23 protein-coding genes and 1 pseudogene are annotated in these 23,778 nt (G+C 71.9%); 12 read left to right on the forward strand and 12 right to left on the reverse strand.

Translation table 11 applies throughout. The features are described from left to right. The first annotated feature begins 94 nt into the window (after nt 1–94). Nucleotides 95–1,132, forward strand: a complete 1,038-nt coding sequence (locus G3I77_RS07210) for a LacI family DNA-binding transcriptional regulator (RefSeq protein ID WP_248501753.1) — start codon at nt 95–97, stop codon at nt 1,130–1,132. Between the two features lie 177 nt (nt 1,133–1,309). Here the strand turns inward: G3I77_RS07210 and G3I77_RS07215 are convergent, their stop codons facing one another. After that, nucleotides 1,310–2,095, reverse strand: coding sequence for a VOC family protein (locus tag G3I77_RS07215; RefSeq protein ID WP_248501754.1), 786 nt, complete (start codon nt 2,093–2,095; stop codon nt 1,310–1,312). Between the two features lie 225 nt (nt 2,096–2,320). Between G3I77_RS07215 and G3I77_RS07220 the strand changes: the two genes are divergently transcribed. Further along, complete coding sequence (locus G3I77_RS07220; protein WP_051814551.1) at nt 2,321–2,566, forward strand: WhiB family transcriptional regulator; 246 nt, start codon at nt 2,321–2,323, stop codon at nt 2,564–2,566. Nucleotides 2,567–2,678: 112 nt separating this feature from the next. Here the strand turns inward: G3I77_RS07220 and G3I77_RS07225 are convergent, their stop codons facing one another. The 5 genes and pseudogenes from G3I77_RS07225 to G3I77_RS07245 all read right to left on the reverse strand — a co-directional run bounded on the left by G3I77_RS07225 (nt 2,679) and on the right by G3I77_RS07245 (nt 9,121). Further along, nucleotides 2,679–3,656, reverse strand: a complete 978-nt coding sequence (locus tag G3I77_RS07225) for an acyl-ACP desaturase (RefSeq protein ID WP_248501755.1) — start codon at nt 3,654–3,656, stop codon at nt 2,679–2,681. Between the two features lie 190 nt (nt 3,657–3,846). Continuing rightward, nucleotides 3,847–4,623: a dimethylargininase gene (ddaH, locus tag G3I77_RS07230; RefSeq protein ID WP_248501756.1), complete on the reverse strand. Its 777-nt coding sequence runs from the start codon at nt 4,621–4,623 to the stop codon at nt 3,847–3,849. Nucleotides 4,624–4,844: 221 nt separating this feature from the next. Then, nucleotides 4,845–5,174: pseudogene (locus G3I77_RS07235) on the reverse strand (arginine decarboxylase); the annotation flags it as partial. Further along, the gene (locus G3I77_RS07240) at nt 5,155–7,431 is read right to left on the reverse strand and encodes an excinuclease ABC subunit UvrA (protein ID WP_248501757.1); all 2,277 of its coding nucleotides are present in this window, start codon (nt 7,429–7,431) and stop codon (nt 5,155–5,157) included. The pseudogene G3I77_RS07235 and the gene G3I77_RS07240, both read right to left, overlap by 20 nt. A 10-nt stretch (nt 7,432–7,441) precedes the next feature. Next, entirely contained in the window at nt 7,442–9,121 is a 1,680-nt protein-coding gene (locus G3I77_RS07245; protein WP_248501758.1) for an ABC-F family ATP-binding cassette domain-containing protein, read from the reverse strand. Between the two features lie 308 nt (nt 9,122–9,429). Between G3I77_RS07245 and G3I77_RS07250 the strand changes: the two genes are divergently transcribed. Continuing rightward, on the forward strand, nt 9,430–10,074 hold the full coding sequence (locus G3I77_RS07250; RefSeq protein ID WP_248501759.1) for a GPP34 family phosphoprotein: 645 nt from the start codon (nt 9,430–9,432) through the stop codon (nt 10,072–10,074). 197 nt (nt 10,075–10,271) lie between these two features. Here G3I77_RS07250 and G3I77_RS07255 read toward each other — a convergent pair whose 3' ends face one another. Then, nucleotides 10,272–10,688 carry an SsgA family sporulation/cell division regulator gene (locus G3I77_RS07255; RefSeq protein ID WP_248501760.1) on the reverse strand — a complete coding sequence of 139 codons (417 nt, stop codon included), beginning with the start codon at nt 10,686–10,688 and terminating at the stop codon, nt 10,272–10,274. A gap of 257 nt (nt 10,689–10,945) precedes the next feature. On the opposite strand from G3I77_RS07255, the gene G3I77_RS07260 reads away from it, so the two are divergent. After that, nucleotides 10,946–12,040: an oxidoreductase gene (locus tag G3I77_RS07260; protein ID WP_248501761.1), complete on the forward strand. Its 1,095-nt coding sequence runs from the start codon at nt 10,946–10,948 to the stop codon at nt 12,038–12,040. A 70-nt stretch (nt 12,041–12,110) separates the two neighbouring features. Continuing rightward, nucleotides 12,111–12,434 carry a plasmid stabilization protein gene (locus G3I77_RS07265; protein ID WP_248501762.1) on the forward strand — a complete coding sequence of 108 codons (324 nt, stop codon included), beginning with the start codon at nt 12,111–12,113 and terminating at the stop codon, nt 12,432–12,434. A 10-nt stretch (nt 12,435–12,444) separates the two neighbouring features. On the opposite strand, the gene G3I77_RS07270 is transcribed toward G3I77_RS07265, so the two are convergent. After that, nucleotides 12,445–12,738, reverse strand: a complete 294-nt coding sequence (locus G3I77_RS07270; protein ID WP_248501763.1) for a YciI family protein — start codon at nt 12,736–12,738, stop codon at nt 12,445–12,447. A 63-nt stretch (nt 12,739–12,801) separates the two neighbouring features. Between G3I77_RS07270 and G3I77_RS07275 the strand changes: the two genes are divergently transcribed. Then, nucleotides 12,802–13,494: an endonuclease V gene (locus tag G3I77_RS07275; protein ID WP_248501764.1), complete on the forward strand. Its 693-nt coding sequence runs from the start codon at nt 12,802–12,804 to the stop codon at nt 13,492–13,494. On the opposite strand, the gene G3I77_RS07280 is transcribed toward G3I77_RS07275, so the two are convergent. Next, a complete protein-coding gene (locus tag G3I77_RS07280) occupies nt 13,482–13,676 on the reverse strand; it encodes a hypothetical protein (RefSeq protein ID WP_248501765.1) in 195 nt (64 codons plus the stop codon). The two genes, G3I77_RS07275 and G3I77_RS07280, sit on opposite strands and share 13 nt — an antisense overlap. A 180-nt stretch (nt 13,677–13,856) precedes the next feature. Between G3I77_RS07280 and mmpA the strand changes: the two genes are divergently transcribed. After that, nucleotides 13,857–14,003 carry a morphogenic membrane protein MmpA gene (mmpA, locus tag G3I77_RS07285; protein WP_010042861.1) on the forward strand — a complete coding sequence of 49 codons (147 nt, stop codon included), beginning with the start codon at nt 13,857–13,859 and terminating at the stop codon, nt 14,001–14,003. 5 nt (nt 14,004–14,008) lie between these two features. On the opposite strand, the gene G3I77_RS07290 is transcribed toward mmpA, so the two are convergent. Then, entirely contained in the window at nt 14,009–15,181 is a 1,173-nt protein-coding gene (locus G3I77_RS07290) for a trans-acting enoyl reductase family protein (protein WP_248501766.1), read from the reverse strand. 91 nt (nt 15,182–15,272) lie between these two features. Here G3I77_RS07290 and G3I77_RS07295 point away from each other — a divergent pair, with 91 nt between their 5' ends. The 4 genes from G3I77_RS07295 to G3I77_RS07310 all read left to right on the forward strand — a co-directional run bounded on the left by G3I77_RS07295 (nt 15,273) and on the right by G3I77_RS07310 (nt 20,355). Then, the gene (locus tag G3I77_RS07295) at nt 15,273–15,653 is read left to right on the forward strand and encodes an MmcQ/YjbR family DNA-binding protein (RefSeq protein WP_248501767.1); all 381 of its coding nucleotides are present in this window, start codon (nt 15,273–15,275) and stop codon (nt 15,651–15,653) included. A gap of 109 nt (nt 15,654–15,762) precedes the next feature. Then, nucleotides 15,763–16,908 carry a CaiB/BaiF CoA-transferase family protein gene (locus G3I77_RS07300; RefSeq protein ID WP_248501768.1) on the forward strand — a complete coding sequence of 382 codons (1,146 nt, stop codon included), beginning with the start codon at nt 15,763–15,765 and terminating at the stop codon, nt 16,906–16,908. A gap of 11 nt (nt 16,909–16,919) precedes the next feature. After that, a complete protein-coding gene (locus G3I77_RS07305) occupies nt 16,920–18,134 on the forward strand; it encodes an acetyl-CoA C-acetyltransferase (protein ID WP_248501770.1) in 1,215 nt (404 codons plus the stop codon). A gap of 34 nt (nt 18,135–18,168) precedes the next feature. Then, complete coding sequence (locus G3I77_RS07310; protein ID WP_248501771.1) at nt 18,169–20,355, forward strand: 3-hydroxyacyl-CoA dehydrogenase NAD-binding domain-containing protein; 2,187 nt, start codon at nt 18,169–18,171, stop codon at nt 20,353–20,355. On the opposite strand, the gene G3I77_RS07315 is transcribed toward G3I77_RS07310, so the two are convergent. Next, nucleotides 20,341–21,063 (reverse strand): MerR family transcriptional regulator, encoded by a 723-nt coding sequence (locus G3I77_RS07315; RefSeq protein ID WP_248501772.1) that lies wholly within the window; start codon nt 21,061–21,063, stop codon nt 20,341–20,343. The genes G3I77_RS07310 and G3I77_RS07315 overlap by 15 nt on opposite strands. A gap of 269 nt (nt 21,064–21,332) precedes the next feature. Here G3I77_RS07315 and G3I77_RS07320 point away from each other — a divergent pair, with 269 nt between their 5' ends. Continuing rightward, nucleotides 21,333–22,799 carry an amino acid permease gene (locus tag G3I77_RS07320; protein ID WP_248501773.1) on the forward strand — a complete coding sequence of 489 codons (1,467 nt, stop codon included), beginning with the start codon at nt 21,333–21,335 and terminating at the stop codon, nt 22,797–22,799. Nucleotides 22,800–22,886: 87 nt separating this feature from the next. On the opposite strand, the gene G3I77_RS07325 is transcribed toward G3I77_RS07320, so the two are convergent. Then, the gene (locus tag G3I77_RS07325; RefSeq protein ID WP_248501774.1) at nt 22,887–23,774 is read right to left on the reverse strand and encodes an arginase family protein; all 888 of its coding nucleotides are present in this window, start codon (nt 23,772–23,774) and stop codon (nt 22,887–22,889) included. Nucleotides 23,775–23,778 lie beyond the last annotated feature (4 nt).

The following is a 23,778-nucleotide window of genomic DNA, read 5'->3' on the forward strand; positions in this document are numbered from 1 at the left end:
CCGGGCGGCTGCGCTCCGGAGCACGCGAGAGCGCTCTCACCACGCTGCGTCCCGGGGCTATCCTGATCCGCAGCCGCAGGTGAGGAGCCCCGAAGTGACCGACACAGCGCCGCGTCCCACCCTGGAGGCCGTGGCCGCCCGGGCCGGTGTCTCGCGGGCCACCGTGTCCCGCGTGGTCAACGGTGGGGACGGGGTGCGGGAGATCCTGGTGGAGCGGGTCCGCAAAGCCGTGGACGAGCTCGGGTACGTGCCCAACCAGGCCGCCCGCTCCCTGGTGACCCGGCGGCACGACGCGGTCGCGGTCGTCGTCGCCGAACCGGAGACCCGGGTCTTCGCCGACCCGTTCTTCGCGCTCCAGCTGCGCGGCATCAGCAAAGAGCTCACCGCCCACGACAACCAGCTCGTGCTGCTGCTCACGGAGGGCCGGGACGACCATGCCCGGGTCGGCCGGTACCTCGCCGGCGGACATGTCGACGGCGCCCTCGTCTTCTCCCTGCACCTCGACGACCCGCTGCCGGAGCTCATCCAGCGAGCCGGTGTCCCCACCGTCTTCGGCGGCCGGCCCGGCTGGAGCGGCGACCGGCGCGCGGTGGTCTACGTCGACAGCGACAACCGCGGCGGCGCCCGTGACGCCGTCCGCCACCTGGCCGGCCTCGGACGCACCCGAATCGCGCACATCACCGGCGCCCTCGACCAGACCTCCGCCGCGGACCGCCTCGACGGCTACCGGGACGTCATGGTGGACGCCGACCCGCGGCTGATCGCCGAGGCCGACTTCACCCCGGCCGGCGGCGAGCGGGCGATGCGCGAACTCCTCGACCGCTGCCCGGACGTGGACGCGGTGTTCGCCGCCAACGACCTCATGGCCTCCGGGGCGCTGCGCGTCCTGCGCGAGTCGGGCCGCCGCATCCCCGACGACGTGGCCGTGATCGGCTTCGACGACATGCGGCCCGTCGCGGAACAGACCGACCCGCCGCTCACCACGGTTCGTCAGGACATCGAGGAGATGGGCCGCCTGATGGCCCGCCTGCTGCTGCGCGACCTCGACCGGGACGTCCCGCGGGAGGGCGTCGGGGCGACGCCGTCGAGCGTGGTGCTGCCGACGACACTGGTGCGGCGCGGGTCCGCGTAGGCCTGCTGCGAAAGGGGCGTCGTCGCCCGGAGGACGGCGGCCGCGCGGCGTCCGGTGCGGCTCTCGGCCCGCCGCCCGACGAGCCCTCGCTCCGGGCGGGCCTGCGGGCGGTGCGGCGCGCAGGCGTGCCGGGCATCGTGCGGCAGGCGCCGCTTTCGTGACAGCCCGTGGCCGGCCTCAGCCCTGCCGCGGCTCGCTGCGGATCACCGCGAAGCGGGCGCCGTGCGGATCGGCGAGTTTGGCGAGACGGCCGACGGACGGGAGGTCCGTGGCGGGGAGGCGGACCGTGCCGCCCAGCTCCTCGGCCCTGGCGACGACGGCGTCCGTGTCGGCCACCTCGAAGTACGGCAGCCAGTACGCCTCCTCCTCGCCCGGGTCGTCGGTCAGGGGGACGACCCCGCCGAACATGGCGTCCTCGCTCTCCCCGGCGGGGGCGAACGTGGTGTAGGTGCCGCCCGCGAAGTCCGCACCGAAGGTCTCCAGACCGAGCACGGAGTGGTAGAAGGCGGCCGCGGCCGGGACGTCCGCCGTGTACAGCTCGACCCAGCACAGCGAGCCGGGCTCCTGGACCACCTCCAGGCCCTGGTTGCGGCCCGGCTGCCACAGGCCGAAGGGCACCCCGGCCCGGTCGGTGAGGATCGCCATCCGGCCCAGGTCCTGAACGTCCATCGGCTGTACCGCCACCGAGCCGCGCGCCTGCTCGGCCGCCCGGGCCGTGGCGTCCGCGTCCGGCGCCTGGAAGTACACCGTCCAGGAGGGCGGGCCCTGCTCCGGCGTGGTCTGCATGCCACCGGCGGCCGTCCTGCCGCCGAGCTGGAAGAGGCCGTACCCTCCGACCTCCGGGCCGCCCGGCTGGAACCGCCAGCCGAACAACCCGCCGTAGAAGGCGGCGGCGCCGTCGATGTCGGGGGTGCCGAGATCGATCCAGTTCGGAGCACCGGTGACATAACGGGTGGTGAGCATCGTCGCCCTCCTCGCGCAGGGGCCCGTCGTCCGTTCTGCCGAGTCTTGCACCGCCCGGTGGCGACCGCCGCCGGAGCGCCGCCGGAACGTGGTTTCCGGTGTTTCCGCGCGCCGCCGTGCGTCGGCCCGTCCGGCGGGCGACCATCGAAGCGGCCGGGGGCCAGTGAACGCGGCGTTGATCCCGCGTTGATCGAACGTTTTTCGCTGCCCGCAACGCTTTCGGTCATGCACATCGACACGATCACCTCGCCCGAACTGGAATGGCAGCAAGAGGCGTTGTGCGCGCAGACGGGGGCGGACTTCTTCTTCCCCGAGCCGGGCAGTTCGGTGCGGGAGGCGAAGCGGATCTGCGGTATGTGCCCGATCCGTGCGGCCTGTCTCGCGTACGCGCTGGACCACGACGAGCGCTTCGGCGTCTGGGGCGGTCTTTCGGAGAAGGAGCGGCTGGAGCTGCGGCGGGTGTCGCGGTAGCCGCCACCCGGGGTGGGGTCTCCCGGGCCCGCCACGTCCGCTGCCGGACATCGCACAAGGCCCCGGCCGCTCGTGGCGGCCGGGGCCCTGTGGCCGTGTGTGCGGGTCGGCGTCAGGCGCCGGCCCGGGCCGCCATGCGGGCCTTGCGGGCGGCCAGCTTCGCGTCGAACTTCGACGCCTCGGAGTCCAGACCGCCCATGTACAGGCCCAGCTCCTCCTGCGCCTTGCGGCCCTCGGGGCCCAGGCCGTCGATCTCCATGATCTTCAGGAAGCGCAGCACGGGCTGGAGCACGTCGTCGTGGTGGATGCGCATGTTGTAGATCTCGCCGATCGCCATCTGCGCGGCGGCCCGCTCGAAGCCGGGCATGCCGTGGCCGGGCATGCGGAAGTTCACGATGACGTCGCGCACCGCCTGCATCGTCAGGTCGGGCGCCAGCTCGAAGGCCGCCTTCAGCAGGTTCCGGTAGAAGACCATGTGCAGGTTCTCGTCGGTGGCGATGCGCGCCAGCATGCGGTCGCAGACGGGGTCACCGGACTGGTGGCCGGTGTTGCGGTGCGAGACGCGGGTCGCGAGCTCCTGGAAGGCCACGTAGGCGACCGAGTGCAGCATCGAGTGCCGGTTGTCCGACTCGAAGCCCTCGCTCATGTGGGACATCCGGAACTCCTCCAGCTTGTCCGGGTCCACCGCGCGCGAGGTGAGCAGGTAGTCGCGCATCACGATGCCGTGCCGGCCCTCCTCCGCGGTCCAGCGGTGCACCCAGGTACCCCAGGCGCCGTCGCGGCCGAACAGCGAGGCGATCTCGTGGTGGTAGCTGGGCAGATTGTCCTCGGTCAGAAGGTTGACGACGAGCGCGATACGGCCGATCTCGGTGACCTTGGACTGCTCCTTCTCCCAGGCCTCGCCGTCCTCGAAGACGCCGGGGAAGTTGCGGCCGTCGCTCCACGGCACGTACTCGTGCGGCATCCAGTCCTTGGCGACCTTCAGATGCCGGTTGAGTTCCTTCTCGACCACTTCCTCCAGGGCGTACAGCAGCTGAGCGTCGGTCCAGGCGCCGGCCGGGCTGCCGAGGTGGGGAGTGGTGATCGTCATGGACTCTCCAGGGGGACAAGCGTATGAGCGGTGTGCGGTAAACCTACGGCATCGTAGGCTACGTTGCCGTAGGTTACGATGCCGTAGGTTAAGGGTGCTGTAAAGACCGCTGATCAGCGGGGTCGCTCTCCTGCGTGTCAGCTCCCCGGACCCGCAGGTCGAGGGTGGGACGGGGGCGTGCGGGGTCCGGTCAGGCGTAGAGATCCCGCAGCCGCACCGAGAGGCACGTCACACATCCCTCGAGCTTCTCGAACTCGCTGATGTCCACGACGACCGGTTCGTACCCGAGGTCGGCGAACAGCTCGGCGGTCTTCGGCGCGCTCGCCGCCATCAGCAGCTTGGCGCCGCCGAGCAGGACGACGTGTGACCCGGCCTCCTCCGGGACCGGCAGGAAGCGCGCGAACAGCGAGGGCGTGTCCATCTTGGGGATGTGCCCGATGACCGTGCCGTCCGGCAGCGCCGTGACCGCCGACTTCAGGTGCAGCACCTTGCTCACCGGTACGGCGACGACCCGCGCGCCGAGCGGCTCGAACGCGGCGCGCAACTGCTGGACGCCGGCGGCGTTGGTGCGCCCGCCCCGTCCCACGTAGACGGTGTCGCCGATCTTCAGGACGTCGCCGCCCTCCAGCGTGCCCGGCTCCCAGATCCAGTTCACCGAGCAGCCCAGACCGGCCACGGCCTCCTCGATGCCGGCGGTCTCGTCACGCCGGGACTCGGCGCCCGGGCGGGCGATCAGGGCCACGTTCTTGTACATCACGACGGTGTCCTCGACGAACACCGAGTCCGGGCAGTCGTCGGCCGAGTCCACCTCGATGGTCTCCCAGCCGTGCGTGCGCAGGGCCTCCACATACGCCTCCCACTGCTCGACGGCGAGGTCGGCGTCGACCTTCTCCCGCTCGATGTGCGTCACCAGCCCTTCGCCGAGGCGCGGGCTGGGGCGGCGGACGAGGGCCTTCTTGCTGGGCACGAGCGTGACTCCGTATCGGATGGGACGTGTCGGGACCGCACCCACAGAGCCTCCGGGATCGTCCGGAACCCATCGGGGCGTCGGCCGCCATCATGCAGGGCGAACGGGGGAGAGGACAGCCCTGGGGAGGGACGGAGGGGCTGAGGGGGGGAGAGGGGAACTCAGGCGGCCGCCGGCGTCGAGCAGCCCGAGCCGGCGGTTCAGCGAGGGCCCCCTCCGGATCACCCCACCGACCCAGCACCCTCCAGACCCTGTCGCTGCGCAGGCGTCACCGCACCGGCGGCACCTTCCCGCTCGTCCGGACGCAGGCACTCGATCAGGTAGTCGCCGGTGTCGGGGTCGCGGGTCACCCCGTGTGTCTCGCTGCCGAAGCCGGGGAAGCGGCGGTCGAAGGACTCCAGGGCGCCGAGGTGGCGCAGGAGGGGGCCGTCCGGCTCTCCGACGCTCTCGCCCGGCATCAGGACCGGGATGCCGGGCGGCGTCACCGTGACCATCGCAGCGGCGACCCGGCCCGGCGCGTCCGTCAGACGCTCACGTGCGATGCCGCACCGCCCGCCGCAGATGCTCGCCCGTGAACGACCCCTGCGCCTTCAGCAGTTGTCGAGGCGTCCCCTCGAAGACGACCTCGCCGCCGGCCCGGCCGCCGTCCGGGCCGAGGTCGATCACCCAGTCGGCCCGGGCGATCACGTCGAGGTTGTGCTCGACGACGACCACGGTGTTGCCCGAGTCGACCAGCCGGTCCAGCAGGGCGACGAGCCCCTCCACGTCCGCCATGTGCAGGCCGGTCGTCGGTTCGTCGAGCACGTAGACCGCGCCCGTCCGGTGCAGTCGCGTGGCCAGTTTGATGCGCTGCCGCTCGCCGCCGGAGAGCGTGGAGAGGGGCTGTCCCAGCGTCAGATAGGTGAGTCCGACGTCCCGCAGGGCGTGCAGCCGGCGCCGTACGCCCGTGTCGTCGAAGAAGCCCAGCGCCTGCTCGGCCGTCATCTCCAGGACGTCCGCGATGGAACTGCCCTTCACCGTGAGCCGCAGCACCTCCTCCTTGAAGCGCCGCCCCTCGCAGTCGTGGCAGGTCGTCGTCACCGGGTCCATGAAGGCGAGGTCGGTGTAGATGATGCCCCGGCCCTCGCAGGTGCCGCAGGCCCCCGAGGAGTTGAAGCTGAAGAAGCCCGCCCCGGCCCCCGTCTCACGGGCGAAGATCTTCCGGACCGTGTCCATGATCCCCAGGTACGTCGCCGGGGTGGAGCGGCCCGAGATGCCGATCGACGACTGGTCGACGACCACGGCCTCGTCGTGCGCCGCGGTGAATTCCCCGGCCAGGGTGCTCTTTCCGGACCCCGCGACCCCGGTCACCGCCGTGAGCACACCGGCCGGGAACCGTACGGTCACGTCCCGCAGGTTGTGCCGGTCGGCGCCCTTGACCCACAGCTCGCCGGTGGGCTCCCGCACCTCGTCCTTGACCGCCGTGCGGGTGCGCAGGCAGCGCCCGGTGAGCGTGCCGGACACGGCCAGTTCCCGCGGGGTCCCCTCGAAGACCACCGTGCCGCCGCCGGCACCGGCGCCCGGCCCCATGTCGACGACGTGGTCGGCGAGCGCGATGACATCCGGGTCGTGCTCGACGACCAGCACGGTGTTGCCCTTGTCGCGCAGCCGCAGCAGCAGGTCGCCGAGGCGGCCCACGTCCCGCGGGTGCAGGCCGACGCTCGGCTCGTCGAAGATGTACGTCATGCCGGTCAGGCTGGAGCCGAGGTGCCGCACCGTCTTCAGCCGCTGCCCCTCCCCGCCGCTGAGCGTGGCCGTCTCCCGGTCGAGGCTGAGGTAGCCGAGGCCGATCGCCTCGATGCGCTCCAGCGCGGCCACGGCGGCCCGCGCGATCGGTCCGGCCACCGGGTCGTCGATCTCCTTCAGTACGGTGATCAGGTCCGTGACCTGCATACGGGTGCAGTCGGCGATCGACCGGCCGTTGATCCGGGTCGCGAGCGCCGCCGCGTTCAGACGTGCTCCACGGCAGTCCGGGCAGGGGCCCTCCACCAGGAACGCGCGGACCAGGTCCCGGGTCTTCTGGCTCATGGCCGACAGGTCCCGCTTCAGGTACAGCCGCTCGAAGCGGACGGCCAGCCCCTCGTACTCGGTGGTCCAGGTGCCGCCGGTGCCGCTGACGGTGACCTTGCTGCCGGGCCGCCCGCGCATCAGGAACTCCCGCTCGGCGGCCGTGAACCGCCCCACCGGCTTGTGCGGGTCGAGATCGGAGCTGTTCGTGTACGCCTGCCCCTGCCAGGTCCCGGCGGCGAAGGGCGGGAAGCGGACCGCCCCGTCCGCGAGGGAGCGGCCCGGGTCCAGGATGCGGTCCCAGTCGGGCCGTACCGTCCGGCCGAGGCCGTCGCACGCGGGGCACATGCCCGACGGGTCGTTGAACGAGTACGCCGTCGCCGCTCCGGCGCTCGGGGTGCCGTGCCGGGAGAACAGTACCCGGATCACCGAATAGACGTCCGTCATGGTGCCGACGGTCGACCGGGAGTGGCCGCCGACCTGCCGCTGGTCGACGACGATCGCGGGGGTGAGGTCCTCCAGGCCGTCCGCGTGCGGCCGCTCGAACTTGGGCAGCCGGTTGCGGACGAACCAGGGATACGTCTCGTTCAGCTGGCGCTGCGACTCCACCGCGATCGTGTCGAAGACGACGGACGACTTCCCCGATCCCGAAACGCCGGTGAACACGGTCAGCCGGCCTTTCGGGATGCGGAGGGATACGTCCTTGAGGTTGTTCTCGCGTGCTCCGGTCAGGGTGATGGCATCGTGCGCGAAGTCGGTCATGCCACCGACGCTAGGAGGAAAACCCGACAGCCTCTGGCGTGATTTCCTTCAGTTTCCCCTCCTCCAGCAGCAGCCAGCGCGTGATGCCGATCGACTCCAGGAACGGCAGGTCGTGGCTGGCCACGACCAGCGCTCCCTCGTACGACTCCAGGGCCGTGGTGAGCTGCCGGACGCTCGCCATGTCGAGGTTGTTCGTCGGCTCGTCCAGCATGAGCAGCTGCGGCGCGGGCTCGGCCAGCATCAGCGCGGCCAGCGCGGCCCGGAAGCGTTCGCCGCCGGACAACGTCGCCGCCTTCTGGTCGGCGCGGGCACCCCGGAACAGGAAGCGCGCCAGCCGCGCCCGGACCCGGTTGTTGGTGGCGCCGGGCGCGAACCGGGCCACGTTCTCGGCGACGGACAGCTCCCCGTCGAGGACGTCGAGCCGCTGCGGCAGGAAGCGCAGCGGGACGTGCGCCCGGACGTCGCCCGACTCCGGTTCGAGTTCGCCGGTGACGGTGCGCAGCAGCGTGGTCTTGCCCGCGCCGTTGCGCCCGATCAGCGCGACCCGCTCGGGTCCGCGCAGCTCGAGACCGCCCAGTACGCGGCCGCCGTACCGCAGCCCCAGATCCTGGAGGGTGAGGACGGTACGCCCCGGCGGCACGGCCGTGTACGGCAGGTCGACGCGGATCTCGTCGTCGTCCCGTACGGCCACCACCGCCTCGTCGAGCCGCTCCCTGGCCTCGGCGAGCTTCTCCTCGTGCATGATGCGGTGCTTGCCCGCGGACTCCTGCGCCGCGCGCTTGCGCGCCCCCATGACGATCTTCGGCTCGCGCTTCTGGTCCCACATCTTCTGCCCGTACCGCTTGCGGCGGGCCAGCTTGACCTGGGCGTCGGTCAGTTCGCGCTTCTGCTTGCGGAAGTCGGACTCGGCGACGCGCACCATGCGCTCGGCCGCCTCCTGCTCGATCTCCAGTGCGTCCTCGTAGTCGGAGTAGTTGCCGCCGTACCAGGTGATCTCGCCCACCCGTCTCCCGCCACCACCCTCAACCGAGGCGCTACGCGCCGCAGGATTCACTCGGCGCAGATCGGCGATCTGGTCGACGAGGTCCAGCAGTTCACGGTCGTGGCTGACGACGACCATCACGCCCGGCCAGGACTGGACGGCCGAGTACAGCCGCCTGCGGGCGTACAGATCGAGGTTGTTGGTCGGCTCGTCCAGCAGCAGCACGTCGGGCCGCCGCAGCAGTAGTGCGGCCAGCCGCAGCAGGACCGACTCGCCGCCCGACACCTCGCCGATGGTGCGGTCCAACTCGACGTGTCCGAGGCTGAGTTCGCCGAGGGTGGCGAGGGCGCGCTCCTCGACGTCCCAGTCATCGCCGACGGTCTCGAAATGCGCTTCGGAGACGTCACCGGCCTCGATGGCGTGCAGGGCGGCGCGCTGTTCGGCGATGCCGAGGGTCTCGTCGACGCGCAGGGTGGTGTCGAGCGTGACGTTCTGCGGGAGATAGCCGACCTCGCCGGCCACGCGGACGGTGCCGTCGGCCGGTGCGAGTTCACCGGCGACCAGCTTCAACAGGGTTGACTTTCCCGACCCGTTGACGCCGACCAGGCCGGTCCGGCCGGGGCCGAACGCGACGTCCAGGCCCTCGAAGACGGGGGTGCCGTCGGGCCAGGTGAACGAGAGGGACGTGACGGTGATGGAAGTAGGCATAGGGGCCTCACTCGCGGTTGCTCGAAGCGGTCAGGGGCAAACGCGTGTCGAGACACCTGCGACCAGGGGAGGAGGCTCCATGGGTACGTCACGGACATGAAAAATGCCCTGCACCGGAGGACGGCTCGAACGCCGAGGTCGCACGCAGCGCACACACCCCAGGGGTGTGACGCGGTGTCTCAGGACCTCAGACGAGCAACGTCCTTCTCCAATCGGCGGCAACAGGACGCTTCAGACCGTACGAGGACGCTCTGAGCCTGTCAACGAATTAACGTGGAACTCGATCTTCCTGCCCCGAGGAGGCCGCCGTGCCGCACGGCTCGCTCTCGCTGCCGGCCCGGCTCTGCCTGCTGGCCTGGGACGCCGCGCACCCGGCGGCCGACGGCAGCGCACACCGGCCCGGCCTGGTGCGGGCCGGCGCCCTCGTCGAGCTGGCCCGGCGCGGGCTGCTCACCGACGAGGACGGCATCGCCACACCGGTCGACCTGGATGCGAGCTCGGGTGACGCCGTCCTCGACGGGCTGCTCGAACTCGTCCGCGAGTCGTGCCCGCACCCGTGGCGCACGTGGGTGACGCTGCGGACGCGGGTGACCTTCGACGCCGTGCGGGAGCAGCTGGTGGCCGAGGGCTACCTCCGGGCGGAGAAGAGACGGGTCCTCGGTGTGTTCCCGTCCGTGGAGTACGCGCTGGAGCGTGTGGCTGTCGTCGACGTGCTGCGGGAGGAGACGCGGCAGATCCTCCGCGGGCCGCTGCCGGCCGCCGAGATCTCCGAGCGGGACGCCGCGGTCGCCGCCCTCGTCGCCGCGGCGGGCCTCCTCGGCGCCGGCACTCCCGACCAGCGGGCCGAGGAGCTGACCGAACGGGCCGGAGCGTCGACGCCCGGTCTGGGGAGAATCCTGCGCGAGGTGAGCACGGCGCTGGCCACGGGGCCTGCGGTGGCGACCTCGCCCTGACGCACGTCACAGCCGACTGCGCCGGTGGCGATACGCTGCTTGACCGGCGTCCCCCCCGTCGGCCGCCGCGGTGAGGGTGTCGCCTTGCCCGGGCCCGGCGCGCCCCCGGTCGCCGAAGTGGCCGCCCTGGGCGCGTCGCCCAAGCCGCGCCCTGGTCCGCCGGGCCGCCCGGGAGCTGCTGGAGCGGGCCCGTCAGCTCAGCACGCGTCCCGCATCAGCTCGGCGAGACCGTTGTCCAGATCCAGCTGGAGGTGCTCCAGACCGACGGGCACGAGTTCGCTCGTGGCCTCGAGGAACCGGCGGATCTCGCTCGAGCGGACGTGGACCACGGCGGTGCCCTCGGGGGCGTGGAACTCCAGGACCGTGCGGTCGTAGCCGTAGGGCCGCACGCGCACGTCGCCGTGCCCCTCGGCGCCCTTCTGGCCGGCGGCGAGCAGCTCGCGGGAGAAGGTCCAGCAGACCTCGACACCCTCCAGCGTGGCCGGGGCGGGGAAGGTCATGCGGACGGCGAAAGGATCACGCCGGTCGTAGTGCAGCGTCGCGGGAATGCTCGGCATACGCGGCGCGGCGGCGACGAGGCGGGCCTCCACGGGCTGCTCGATGACGATGGACAACGCCTTGCTCCCTTGTGACGGCTGGACGGACACTTCCGGGCGGATGAGGCCGGGCATTGGAAGAGACGACGGAATCAGCCAATCCGTGCACACGAAATGCGAGTGACCTCTGTCACCGCGTTCATGCACCAGAGTGACGTGACTCTCCTCGTGTGCCCCCGAGGGCACGTGTGGCGCCCGCCGCACCACCCGGAGCACCCGCGAGGCCATCTGGACGGCACCCGGGCGGTGGGCTAGCTTCCCCCGCCATGAGGCGCATGGGGAGCACGCGACGGACGGGACGAACACGGGGCAGGGCGACCGCGCTGGTGGCCTGCGCGGCGGCACTGGCAGCCCTGACCGCCGTACCGGCACAGGCGCACGAACCGGAGCACCGGGTGCCGCACTGGGAACTCAAGGACACCGGCGCCCCGGAGGCACGCTTCCGGGGCCTGGCCGCCGTCAGCCGGAACACCGCCTGGGTCGCCGGCACCGGCGGCACCGTCCTGCGCACCACCGACGGCGGGGCGACCTGGCGGAACGTCTCACCGCCGGGCGCGGGGGAGTTGCAGTTCCGGGACGTCGAGGCGTTCGACGCGCGCCGGGCCGTGGTCCTGGCCATCGGCGAGGGCGAGGCGTCCCGCGTCTACCGCACCGACGACGGCGGAGCGACCTGGACCGAGTCCTTCCGCAACACCGACCCCAAGGCGTTCTACGACTGCCTCGCCTTCTTCGACCACCGCCACGGCCTCGCGATGAGCGACCCGGTGGACGGCAGGTTCCGCATCCTGTCGACCGGCGACGGCGGCCGCACCTGGAAGGTGCTGCCGGACCGGGGCATGCCGGCCGCACAGGAGGGTGAGGCCGGATTCGCGGCGAGCGGCCAGTGCCTGGTGACGTCCGGGACGAAGGACGTCTGGCTCGCCACCGGCGGGGCGCCGCGCGCGCGTGTGCTGCACTCCGCCGACCGGGGACTCACCTGGGCGGCCACCGACACGGCCCTCCCGGCGGGCGACCCGGCCCGCGGCGTCTTCGCGCTCGCCTTCCGCGACCGGACCCGAGGCCTCGCCGTCGGCGGCGATTTCCGCCCCGACCAGCCCTCACCGCGCGCCGCCGCACGCACCTCCGACGGCGGCCGCACCTGGCGCCCGGCCGCCGCGCCCCCGCCCGCCTACCGCTCCGGCGTCGCCTGGCTCCCGCACAGCCGCACCGCCGCCCTGGCCGTCGGACCCACCGGCACCGACCTCACCACGGACGCCGGCCGGACCTGGCGGACCGTCGGCACGGGCTCCTACGACACCGTCGACTGCACCCCGGACCACGGGTGCTGGGCCGCCGGCGAGAAGGGCCGGGTTGCCCGCCTGGAGCACTGAACATGCGGCATGCCCTGATCGTCGGCAGTGTGGGTACCCGTTCACTGATCGTGAAAGGAAGTGAGCGAGAATGCCACGCGGTTCGAGCTCCAAGCGGGAGCGCCAGTACGAGCACATCAAGGAGAGCGCGAAGGACCGGGGCGAGAGCACCGGCCGCGCCAAGGAGATCGCCGCGCGGACGGTGAACAAGGAACGCGCCCGCTCCGGCGAGTCGAAGACCGCCAGCCGCACCTCCACCCAGGACATGTCCTCCGGCAAGCGGGGCGGTCAGCGGTCGGGGCAGGGCTCCCAGGGGCCCACCTACGACCAGCTGTACCAGGAGGCCAAGCGCAAGGGCGTGGAGGGCCGTTCCAGCATGAACAAGAGCCAGCTGCAGCGCGCGCTGGACAAGTGAGACACCCGCCTCACAGGGTCTCCCGGTAGGCCTCCAGCGCGGGTGCCGTCTTCGTCGCCACGAACTCGGTGACGCGGTACGCGCACACGCCCGCGGTGACGAACGGGTCCCCGGCGGTGATCTCCTCGATCCGCGCACGGTCCCCCGCGACGGCGATGATCACCCCGCCGTCGCGGGGGTTCTTGCGTCCGGACGCGAGGAAGACACCCCGCTCGTACTGCCCGTCGAGCCACACCACATGCGCCTCCAGCACGGCGTCGACGGCTTCCAGCGGGGCGGTGTAGGTCAGCTCCAGCACGAACATGATCACGAGCCTACCCCCGGGCACCCGAGCGGCCGCCGGGAAGGCCGTAGGCTCAGGGCCACCATGACGACCGTACGCATCCCCGAGGACTGGCCCGCCACCGAGGAACAGGCCCGCGCCGTCCAGGACGAACTGCGCGCCCACGTGGTCCTCGGCGAACCGGGACCGCCGCCCCGAACAGGCCGGGTGACGGGCGTCGACGTCGCGTACGACGACGAACGGGACGTGGTCGCGGCGGCAGCGGTCGTGCTGGACGCGTCGAGTCTCGCGGTCGTCGCCGAGGCCACGGCCGTGGGCCGGGTCTCCTTCCCCTACGTGCCCGGGCTGCTGGCGTTCCGCGAGATCCCCACGGTCCTCGCCGCCCTCGACGCCCTGCCCTGCCCGCCCGGCCTGGTGGTCTGCGACGGCTACGGCCTCGCCCACCCCCGCCGCTTCGGCCTCGCCAGCCACCTCGGCGTCCTGACCGGCCTGCCCACGATCGGCGTCGCGAAGAACCCGTTCACCTTCACCCACGACGCCCCGGACACGCCGCGGGGGAGCACCTCCCCGCTGCTCGCCGGCTCCGAGGAGGTCGGCCGGGCCCTGCGCACCCGGGACGCCGTCAAGCCGGTCTTCGTCTCCGTCGGGCACCGGGTGACGCTGGACAACGCCTGCGCGCACACCCTCGCGCTGACCCCCGCCTACCGCCTCCCGGAGACCACGCGCAGGGCGGACGCGCTGTGCCGCGAGGCACTTCGGGAGACCTACTCGGCCTGACCGTCCACCCGCCAGCGGCCCACCTCGCGGTACTCCGAGTCGTAGATCGCCGATTCGTCCCCGGGGGCGAGCGCGTAGTGACGCAGATTGCCGGCCCAGTACCTCAGGATCCGGCCCAGTTCGCCCGCCGGGTCTTCCGCCAACGCCGCGTCGTCCAGGGAAACTTCCAGGAGGAATCTCATGCCTTCAAGGGTTTCATCGAACTCCTTGTTGGCACTTTGCGAGCGGTCACCGGGGGCGGAACGCCGAAAGTCTCAAGCCGGGGGGAAGAGGGCGGGCGGGGCGGGCGGACGGATCTGAGTACCGCCTCTGAGTAGCAGTACGGATGCCCCGCCGGCGCCCCCGTCGGCAGGCTGGGGCGCATGACAACGCACCGCGCCCCCAAGCCTGTCGCCGGCCCGACCCAGACCGTCGAGCGGGCCGTCACCATAGGGCTGATCCTCGCCGTGCTGGCCGGGCTCGGCTGGATCGCAGGGATGATCTACACCATCGCCGAGTGGCCGCTGTAGGACCGTCAGCGGGTCGACGCGACGCGGAAGCGGATGCCCGCCGCGCGCAGCCGGCCGATCAGCGCGTCGCCCATCGCCACCGCCGTGGTGACCTGTCCCGCCGTCTTCGGAAGGTCGTCGAAGGCCAGGGACAGCGCCGACTCGGCGAACATCTTGGCCGTCTCGTCGTAGCCGGGATCGCCGCCCGAGACCTCCGTGTACACCCGCTTGCCGCCGCCTTCGCCCACGAAGCGCACGGAGAACCAGCTCTTCGCCCGCTTCTGAGGGCTCGGCCCGTCCCCGGGCTTGAGCCGGTCCGACAACCAGCGCCGCGCGGACGGCACCTGGGCCGCCGCGACCAGCGCGCCGACCGCCGCGACCCCGCCCACAGCCACCGGCAGATGCCGGACGGCCGCGTACTGCCGGTAGCGGAAGTCGGGCCCGTACCGGTCGAGAGCCGACGCCGAGCGCCGCACGATCTGCGGGTCGATCGTCGGCATCGGCAGGGCCCAAGCGCCGACCTCCTTGGCGAACCGCGGACCGCCCACCGGCGCCGACGTCCGCCGGCCCACCAGCCGCGGCTCGTGCCGCCGCCGGTCCCGCGCGGCCGCCGCCATCTCCCGCTGCCGCGCGAACTGGTTGAGCGCGGAGGCGAAGGTCCCGCCCGAGAAGGCCGCGTCCGCGGTGACGAAGCCCTCCACGGTCAGCGGCACGTCCTCGGGCAGCTGCCGCACGGTGAAGTACACGCCCAGGTCGTGCGGGATCGAGTCGAACCCGGCGGCGTGCACCAGCCGCGCACCGGTCTCCCGTGCGCGAGCGTCGTGCCGGACGTACATCAGGTCCACGAACTCCGGCTCGCCGCACAGGTCGAGGTAGTCGGTCCCGGCGTCCGCGCAGGCGGCGACGAGTTCCTCGCCGTACGTCACGTACGGGCCGACCGTCGTGGCGACCACGCGTGCGTGCCCGGCGAGGTCGCGCAGCGAGGCCGGGTCGGAGACGTCCGCCCGCTCCACGCCCACCTCGGCGGGCAGCCGTTCCCGCAGCCGCTCCAGCTTCTCGGCGTTGCGGCCCGCGATCGCCCAGCGCAGCCCCTCGGGCGCGTGGGCGGCCAGATACTCCGCGGTGAGCGCCCCGGCGAAACTGGTCGCTCCGAAGAGCACGATGTCGTACGGACGGTCCGTCCTGCTTTGCCTGCTCATGACACCCCTCGGTCGTGCAGCCCGTGCCGCTGTCGGTGGCCGAGGCTAGCGTGAGGAGTGCGGTGCCCGACGACGAGCCCGGAGGACCACGATGGCCGTGCCCAGGAATGCCCTGAAGAAGTGGGAGAAAGTGCGCGCGTTCGCACTGGGGCTGCCGGATGCCGCCGAGGAGTTCCCCTGGGGCGAGTCCGTCGCGAAGGTCAACAAGAAGGTGTTCGTCTTCCTCGGCGTCCAGGACGGCAGTTACCCCCTGGGGGTGACGGTGAAGCTCAAGGACGAGACGGCGCACGCGCACGCGCTGGCCTGCCCCGGCGCAGAGCCCGCCGGCTACGGCCTGGGCAAGGCGGGCTGGGTGAGCATCCCCCTGGAGCAGCAGGGCGCCCCGGCCGCGGAGGTGCTCTGCGACTGGGTGGAGGAGAGCTACCGGGTGATCGCCCCGAAGCGGCTGATAGTCGAGCTGGACGGAAGCTGACCCCGTCCGGCAGATTGCTAAGCGCTTGCTCGTTCAGGTCTTGTGTCGAGTGGGACACGTTCTTAGCATCACTGGTGTTACATCAGTTGTGTCACAGCATGGGGGCTGGATGACCACGGCAACGACGCCAGCACACGGCCCGCTCACCGGCGTGCGCGTCGTCGAGCTGGCCGGCATCGGGCCCGGCCCGTTCGCCGCCATGCTCCTGGCCGACCTCGGGGCCGACGTCGTGCGCGTGGACCGCCCGGGCGGCCCCGGACTCGCGATCGACCCGGCCTGCGACGTCACCAACCGCAACAAGCGCTCGGTCGTCGTGGACCTGAAGGCCCCGGACGGCCCGGACCAGGTGCTCGACCTCGTGGCCCGCGCCGACATCCTGGTCGAGGGCAACCGACCCGGTGTCGCCGAGCGCCTCGGTGTCGGCCCCGGGGCCTGCCACGCCCGCAACCCGCGTCTGGTCTACGGCCGTATGACCGGCTGGGGCCAGGACGGACCGCTCGCCCAGCGCGCCGGGCACGACATCGCCTACATCGCCCCCACCGGCACCCTCGGCATGATCGGCCGGCCGGACGAGCCGCCGGCGGTCCCGGCCAACCTGCTCGGCGACTACGCGGGCGGTTCCCTCTACCTCGTCGTCGGTGTCCTCGCCGCCCTCCACCACGCCCGCGCGACCGGCACCGGCCAGGTCGTCGACGCCGCCATCGTCGACGGCACCGCCCATCTCGCCACGATGATCCACGGCATGCTCGCCGCCGGCGGCTGGCAGGACCGCCGCGGCGCCAACCTCCTGGACGGTGGCTGCCCGTACTACGGCACGTACGAGACGGCCGACGGCCGGTACATGGCCGTCGGCGCCCTGGAACCGCAGTTCTACGCGGAGTTCCTCGCCCTCCTCGGCATCGAGGACCAGGCCGCGGCCCGCAAGGACGTCACCCGCTGGGGTGAACTGCGCGAGCAGGTCGCCGCCCGCTTCAAGACCCGTACCAGGGACGAGTGGACGGACGCCTTCGACGGCTCCGACGCGTGCGTGGCGCCCGTGCTGTCGCTGCGCGAGGCCCCGCACCACCCGCACCTGGCCGCCCGCGGCACCTTCACCGACCACGGTGGCATCACCCAGCCCGCCCCGGCCCCCCGCTTCTCCGCGACCCCGACCTCCGTCCGCACCGGCCCGGCCCGGCCGGGCGCCGACACGGCGGACGTCGCCCGGGACTGGGACGTCCCCGGGCTCCTCCCAGCGTCCCGAAACCCTCAGTGAAAGGCCTCCTCGTGAGCACCGAAGCGTACGTGTACGACGCGATCCGCACCCCGCGCGGCCGCGGCAAGGCGGGCGGCGCCCTGCACGGCACCAAGCCCATCGACCTGGTCGTCGGACTCATCCACGAGATCCGCGCCCGGTTCCCCGGCCTCGACCCGGCCGCCGTCGACGACATCGTGCTGGGCGTCGTCAGCCCGGTCGGCGACCAGGGCTCCGACATCGCCCGGACCGCCGCCATCGCCGCCGGACTGCCCGACACGGTGGCCGGTGTGCAGGAGAACCGCTTCTGTGCCTCGGGCCTGGAGGCCGTCAACCTGGCCGCCGCCAAGGTGCGTTCCGGCTGGGAGGACCTCGTCCTCGCGGGCGGTGTCGAGTCCATGTCCCGGGTGCCGATGGCCTCCGACGGCGGCGCCTGGTTCAACGACCCGATGACCAACCTCGACGTCAACTTCGTCCCGCAGGGCATCGGCGCCGACCTCATCGCCACCATCGAGGGCTTCTCCCGGCGCGACGTCGACGAGTACGCGGCCCTCTCCCAGGAGCGGGCCGCCACCGCCACGAAGGAGGGCCGCTTCGAGAAGTCCGTCGTCCCCGTGAAGGACCGCGGCGGACTCGTCGTCCTCGACCACGACGAGCACCCGCGTCCCGGCACCACCGCCGACTCCCTCGCGAAGCTCAAGCCGTCCTTCGCGGACATCGGCGAACTCGGCGGCTTCGACGCGGTGGCGCTCCAGCAGTACCACTGGGTGGAGAAGATCGACCACGTCCACCACGCGGGCAACTCCAGCGGCATCGTCGACGGCGCATCCCTCGTCGCGATCGGCTCCAAGGAGGTCGGCGAGCGCTACGGCCTCACGCCCCGCGCGCGGATCGTCTCCGCGGCCGTGTCCGGCTCCGAGCCCACCATCATGCTCACCGGTCCCGCCCCCGCCACCCGCAAGGCCCTCGCCAAGGCCGGACTCACCATCGACGACATCGACCTCGTCGAGATCAACGAGGCGTTCGCGGCGGTCGTGCTGCGCTTCGTCAAGGACATGGGCCTGTCCCTGGACAAGGTCAACGTCAACGGCGGCGCGATCGCGCTCGGCCACCCCCTCGGCGCCACCGGCGCGATGATCCTCGGCACCCTCGTCGACGAACTGGAGCGCCAGGACAAGCGCTACGGCCTCGCCACGCTGTGCGTCGGCGGCGGCATGGGCGTCGCCACGATCGTCGAGCGCATCTGACCCCCTCCCGACGGATCACACGGAGCACCTCCACATGAGCACTGAGCCCACCACCATCCGCTGGGAACAGGACCGCACCGGCCTCGTCACCCTCGTCATCGACGACCCGAACCAGTCCGCGAACACCATGAACCAGGCGTTCCGCGACTCGCTCGCCGCCGTCACCGACCGCCTGGAGGCCGAGAAGGACTCCATCCGGGGCGTCATCATCACCTCCGCCAAGAAGACCTTCTTCGCCGGCGGCGACCTGCGCGACCTCATCCGCGTCACGCCCGAGACGGCCCAGGAGCTGTTCGACGGCGGCATGGCGATCAAGCGGAACCTGCGCCGCATCGAGACCCTCGGCAAGCCGGTCGTCGCCGCGCTCAACGGCGCGGCCCTCGGCGGCGGTTACGAGATCGCTCTCGCCTGCCACCACCGCGTCGCCCTCGACGCGCCCGGCTCCAAGATCGGCTGCCCCGAGGTCACCCTCGGCCTGCTCCCCGGGGGCGGCGGCGTCGTCCGCACCGTCCGCCTGCTGGGCATCGCCGACGCCCTGCTGAAGGTCCTCCTCCAGGGCACCCAGTACAGCCCGCGCCGCGCCCAGGAGAACGGCCTCGTCGACGACGTGGCCGCCACCCAGGAGGAACTCCTCGCCAAGGCCCGCGCCTTCATCGACGCCAACCCCGAGTCCCAGCAGCCCTGGGACAAGCCCGGCTACCGGATCCCGGGCGGCACGCCGGCCAACCCCAAGTTCGCCGCGAACCTGCCCGCCTTCCCGGCCAGCCTGCGCAAGCAGACCAACGGCGCCCCCTACCCGGCGCCGCGCAACATCCTCGCCGCCGCCGTCGAGGGCTCCCAGGTCGACTTCGAGACCGCGCAGGTCATCGAGGCCCGCTACTTCGTGGACCTCGCGGCCGGCCAGACCTCGAAGAACATGATCCAGGCCTTCTTCTTCGATCTCCAGGCCGTCAACTCCGGCGCCAACCGCCCCCAGGGCATCGAGCCCCGCAAGGTCCGCAAGGTAGCCGTCCTCGGCGCCGGGATGATGGGCGCGGGCATCGCCTACTCCTGCGCCCGCGCCGGCATCGACGTCGTCCTGAAGGACGTGTCCCTGGAGGCGGCCCTCAAGGGCAAGGACTACTCCGAGAAGCTGTGCACCAAGGCCGTCGCCAAGGGCCGCACGACCCAGGACAAGGCCGACGCGCTGCTCGCCCGCATCACCCCCAGCGCCGAGGTCCAGGACCTGGCCGGCTGCGACGCCGTCATCGAGGCCGTCTTCGAGGACACCTCCCTCAAGCACAAGGTGTTCCAGGAGATCCAGCACGTCGTGGAGCCCGACGCGCTGCTGTGCTCCAACACCTCCACCCTGCCCATCACCGCCCTCGCCGAAGGCGTGGAGCGCCAGGGCGACTTCATCGGCCTGCACTTCTTCTCGCCCGTCGACAAGATGCCGCTCGTCGAGATCATCAAGGGCGAGCGCACCGGCGAGGAGGCCCTGGCCCGGGCCTTCGACCTGGTCCGGCAGATCAACAAGACGCCGATCGTCGTCAATGACTCGCGCGGCTTCTTCACCTCCCGTGTCATCGGCCACTTCATCAACGAGGGCGTCGCCATGGTCGGCGAGGGCATCGAACCCGCCTCGGTCGAGCAGGCCGCCGCCCAGGCCGGCTACCCGGCCAAGGTGCTGTCCCTGATGGACGAACTGACGCTGACCCTGCCCCGCAAGATCCGGGCCGAGACGAAGCGCGCGGTCGAGGAGGCGGGCGGCACCTGGACGGCCCACCCCGCCGAGGCCGTCATCGACCGCATGGTCGACGAGTTCGGCCGCACCGGCCGCAGCGGCGGCGCCGGTTTCTACGACTACGGCGACGACGGCAAGCGCACCGGACTCTGGCCCGGACTGCGCGAGCACTACACCAAGCCGGGGTATCGGATCCCGTTCCGGGACATGCAGGAGCGCATGCTGTTCTCCGAGGCGCTGGACACCGTCCGGCTGCTGGAGGAGGGCGTGCTGACCTCCGTCGCCGACGCCAACATCGGCTCCATCTTCGGCATCGGTTTCCCGGGCTGGACCGGCGGCGTGCTCCAGTACATCAACGGCTACGAGGGCGGCCTGCCCGGATTCGTGGCACGCGCGCGTGAACTCGCCGAGCAGTACGGGCAGCGCTTCGCCCCGCCCGCGCTGCTGGTGGAGAAGGCGGAGAAGGGGGAGCGGTTCAGCGACTCAGCCCGCGCCTGACCCGCCGGAGCCCGAAGGCCCGGTGAGCCACTCGCCCAGCTCTTCCTTCAGCGACCGCTGAAAGGCGGTGAGGAGCGCCTGCACCACCAGCGGGTGCATGTGCGCCGACAGGGACCGCACGTCCCGTGCGTCACGCTCCGCCACCTCGCCGCGGAAGAGCTGCGACAGCTCCCGGGCCGCGGCGCGCGCGTGTTCGATGAGCACCTTGCGCGCCGCGACGATCGCCTCCTGGGAGAGCGGCACGTCCAGCAGTCCGGCGCCGAGCCGGAGCAGACCGAGGTCGGCCTCGTACCCGCCGTCCGCGGGCCGGACCACGCCCATCGCGACGAGCCGCTCGACGTCCTCGTCGCCCAACGGCCGTCCGGCTCGCCGCTCCAGCTCCGCACGGCCGACCGTCTCGACGGTCTCCGGCGCCCAGGAGGCCACCACGGCCCGGTGGATGGCGAGGTCGTGCGCGGTCAGGTCCGGTGGCAGCTGCCGCAGGTAGCGCTCGATGCCGGCCAGCGTCATGCCCTGCTGCTGCAACTCCTCGATCAGCGCCAGCCGGGCCAGATGCTCGCGCCCGTAATGCCCCACGCGCCGCGGACCGAGCACCGGCGGGGGCAGCAGCCCTCTGGTGCCGTAGAAGCGGACCGTGCGCACCGTGACGCCGGCCCGGGCGGCCAGCTCGTCGATCGTGAGGGTCGGCTCCTCGGTGTCGGTCGTCATGTGCAGCAGTATCGCTGTCTCACCAGTGCTGTGAAACCTCACCCGCAGCCCTTGATGACCATGCGGTGAACGGCCGGTGGCCCCTGTGCGTGTCCGTAGTGGACCTTGTGAGAGGTGACGCTCTGTGACGCGGGCCACCGAATGGGCACGGATCGGTGTGGGAAGGTGCTGCCTTGGTCTGCGCCGCGTCACAAGGGTGGTGCGGGCCATTGCACTGTACGGACCCCGGGCCCACGACGTCCGGGGCGATCCAGAGAGTGGAACCACCCGTGAGCAAGGACGCCGTGAACACGGCTGCGGCCACGCCGCGTACCGAGGCGGCCGCAGTGCCCGCGGACGCGGGCGACGCCGGCTACAGCAAGGACCTCAAGGCCCGCCACGTCAACATGATCGCCATCGGGGGCGCGATCGGCACCGGACTCTTCCTCGGCGCGGGCGGCCGCCTCCACACCGCGGGCCCGGCGCTGGCGATCGCGTACCTGGTCTGCGGCATCTTCGCCTTCTTCGTGGTCCGGGCCCTCGGCGAGCTCGTGCTCTACCGCCCTTCCTCGGGCTCCTTCGTGTCGTACGCGCGCGAGTTCCTCGGCGAGAAGGGCGCGTACGTCGCCGGCTGGATGTACTTCCTGAACTGGTCGACCACCGGCATCGCCGACATCACCGCGATCGCGCTCTACACGCACTACTGGAGCCTGTTCACCGACATCCCCCAGTGGGTGCTCGCGCTGGTCGCCCTCGCGGTGGTGCTGGCGGTGAACCTGATCTCGGTGAAGATCTTCGGCGAGATGGAATTCTGGTTCGCGATCATCAAGGTCGCCACGCTCGTCGGGTTCATGCTCATCGGCATCTTCCTGCTCGCCACGCAGCACGAGGTGGGCGGCCGGACCCCGGGCCTGAGCGTCATCACCGACAACGGCGGCGTCTTCCCGCACGGCATGATGCCGGTCGTCCTCGTCATGCAGGGCGTGATCTTCGCGTACGCCGCGCTGGAGCTGGTCGGTGTCGCCGCGGGCGAGACCGCCGAGCCGGAGAAGGTCGTCCCGCGCGCGGTGAACTCGATCATGTGGCGCGTGGGCCTCTTCTACGTCGGCTCGGTCGTCCTGCTGGCCCTGCTGCTGCCGGGTTCGGTCTACTCGGCCGACCAGAGCCCCTTCGTCACGGTGCTGTCGAAGATCGGCGTCCCGGCCGCGGGCGACGTGATGAACCTGGTGGTCCTGACGGCCGCCATGTCCTCCCTCAACTCCGGCCTGTACTCCACGGGCCGCATCCTGCGCTCCATGGCGATGGCGGGCTCCGCCCCGAAGTTCACCGCGCGCATGAACCGCAGCCAGGTCCCCTACGGCGGCATCCTGCTGACCTGCGCGGTGTGCGTGCTCGGCGTCGGCCTGAACTTCCTCGTGCCGGCCCAGGCCTTCGAGATCGTGCTGAACGTCGCCTCGCTCGGCATCATCAGCACCTGGGTGATCATCATGGTCTGCCACCTGGTCTTCGTCCGCCGCGCCAAGGCGGGCCTGATCCGCCGCCCGTCCTTCCGCCTCTTCGGCAGCCCGGTCACCGAGATCACCACGATCGCCTTCCTGCTGGCCTGCCTCGGCATGATGTGGAACGACCACGAGGTCGGCCGCAAGACCCTCCTGCTCATCCCGCTGATCGCGGCCATGCTGGTCGCGGGCTGGTTCGCCATCCGCCGCCGGGTCTCGCGGACGGCGGACCAGGAGCTGTCACAGCTGACGAAGTAGTCGGCGGCGGCCCGTTGTCAGTGGCCGCGGCTACGGTGGCGTCATGGACGACCACGGGGACCGAGACCCCGGTGCGGATCGATCGGCTCAGCCCTGGCTGTCGAAGGCCCGCACCAGGCAGTCGCCGAGGCTCTGCGCGATGCTCCCGTCGGGGTCCAGGCGGGGGTTGAAGATCGCGACGGTGAGGCCGACCGCCCCGCCGCCCGACAGCGCCGTGCGCAGGACGGTTTCCAGTTCCTGCCAGGTCAGGCCGTCCGGCTGGCGGTAGTCGACGGCGGGCATGATCGCGTCGTCCAGGACATCGACGTCGAGATGGATCCAGTAACCGGCGCCGACGCCGTCACCGGTCAGCAGCCTGACCGCGCGCCGGGCCGACTCGGCCGCCCCCAGGGCGCGCACGGTGTCCAGTTCCAGCGCGTGCAGCGCGGTCGGCAGCGACTGCATCCCGTACGCCGCGGACTCCTCCGCGTCCCGGAACCCCAGGGCGACGACGTCCTCGTCCCGCACGAGCGGGCCCCGGCCCTCCAGGTCGGCCAGCACGCGCGGGCCGCGCCCGGTTGCCAGGGCGAGTTCCATGGAGGCCACCTCGCCGGCCGGCTCCGCCGACGGCTGGTAGAAGTCGGTGTGCCCGTCCAGGAAGAGCAGACCGTGCCGGTCGCGGCGGCGCAGGGCGAGCAGGTTGCCGAGCAGCACGCTGCAGTCGCCGCCGAGCACGACGGGGAACCGGCCCTCGTCGAGGACCTCGCCCACGGCGTCGGCCAGGGCGACGGAGTACGCGGCGATGCCGTCCGGGTTCAGGATCCCCGTCGCCGGGTCCCGCTCCGGGTCGTACGGGGGCGGCTCGACCCGGCCCGCGTGCCCCGCCCCGAGCCCCTCGGCCAACCCGGCCCCGAGGAGCGCCGCCGGCAGGTCCTCGACACCGGTGGGGCGCAGCCCGAGCACGGACGGTGCCTCGACGATCGTCACGTTCCGCACGTCC

Origin of the sequence: Streptomyces sp. D2-8, assembly GCF_023184515.1 — a bacterium.
In the GTDB taxonomy this organism is placed as follows: Bacteria; Actinomycetota; Actinomycetes; order Streptomycetales; family Streptomycetaceae; genus Streptomyces.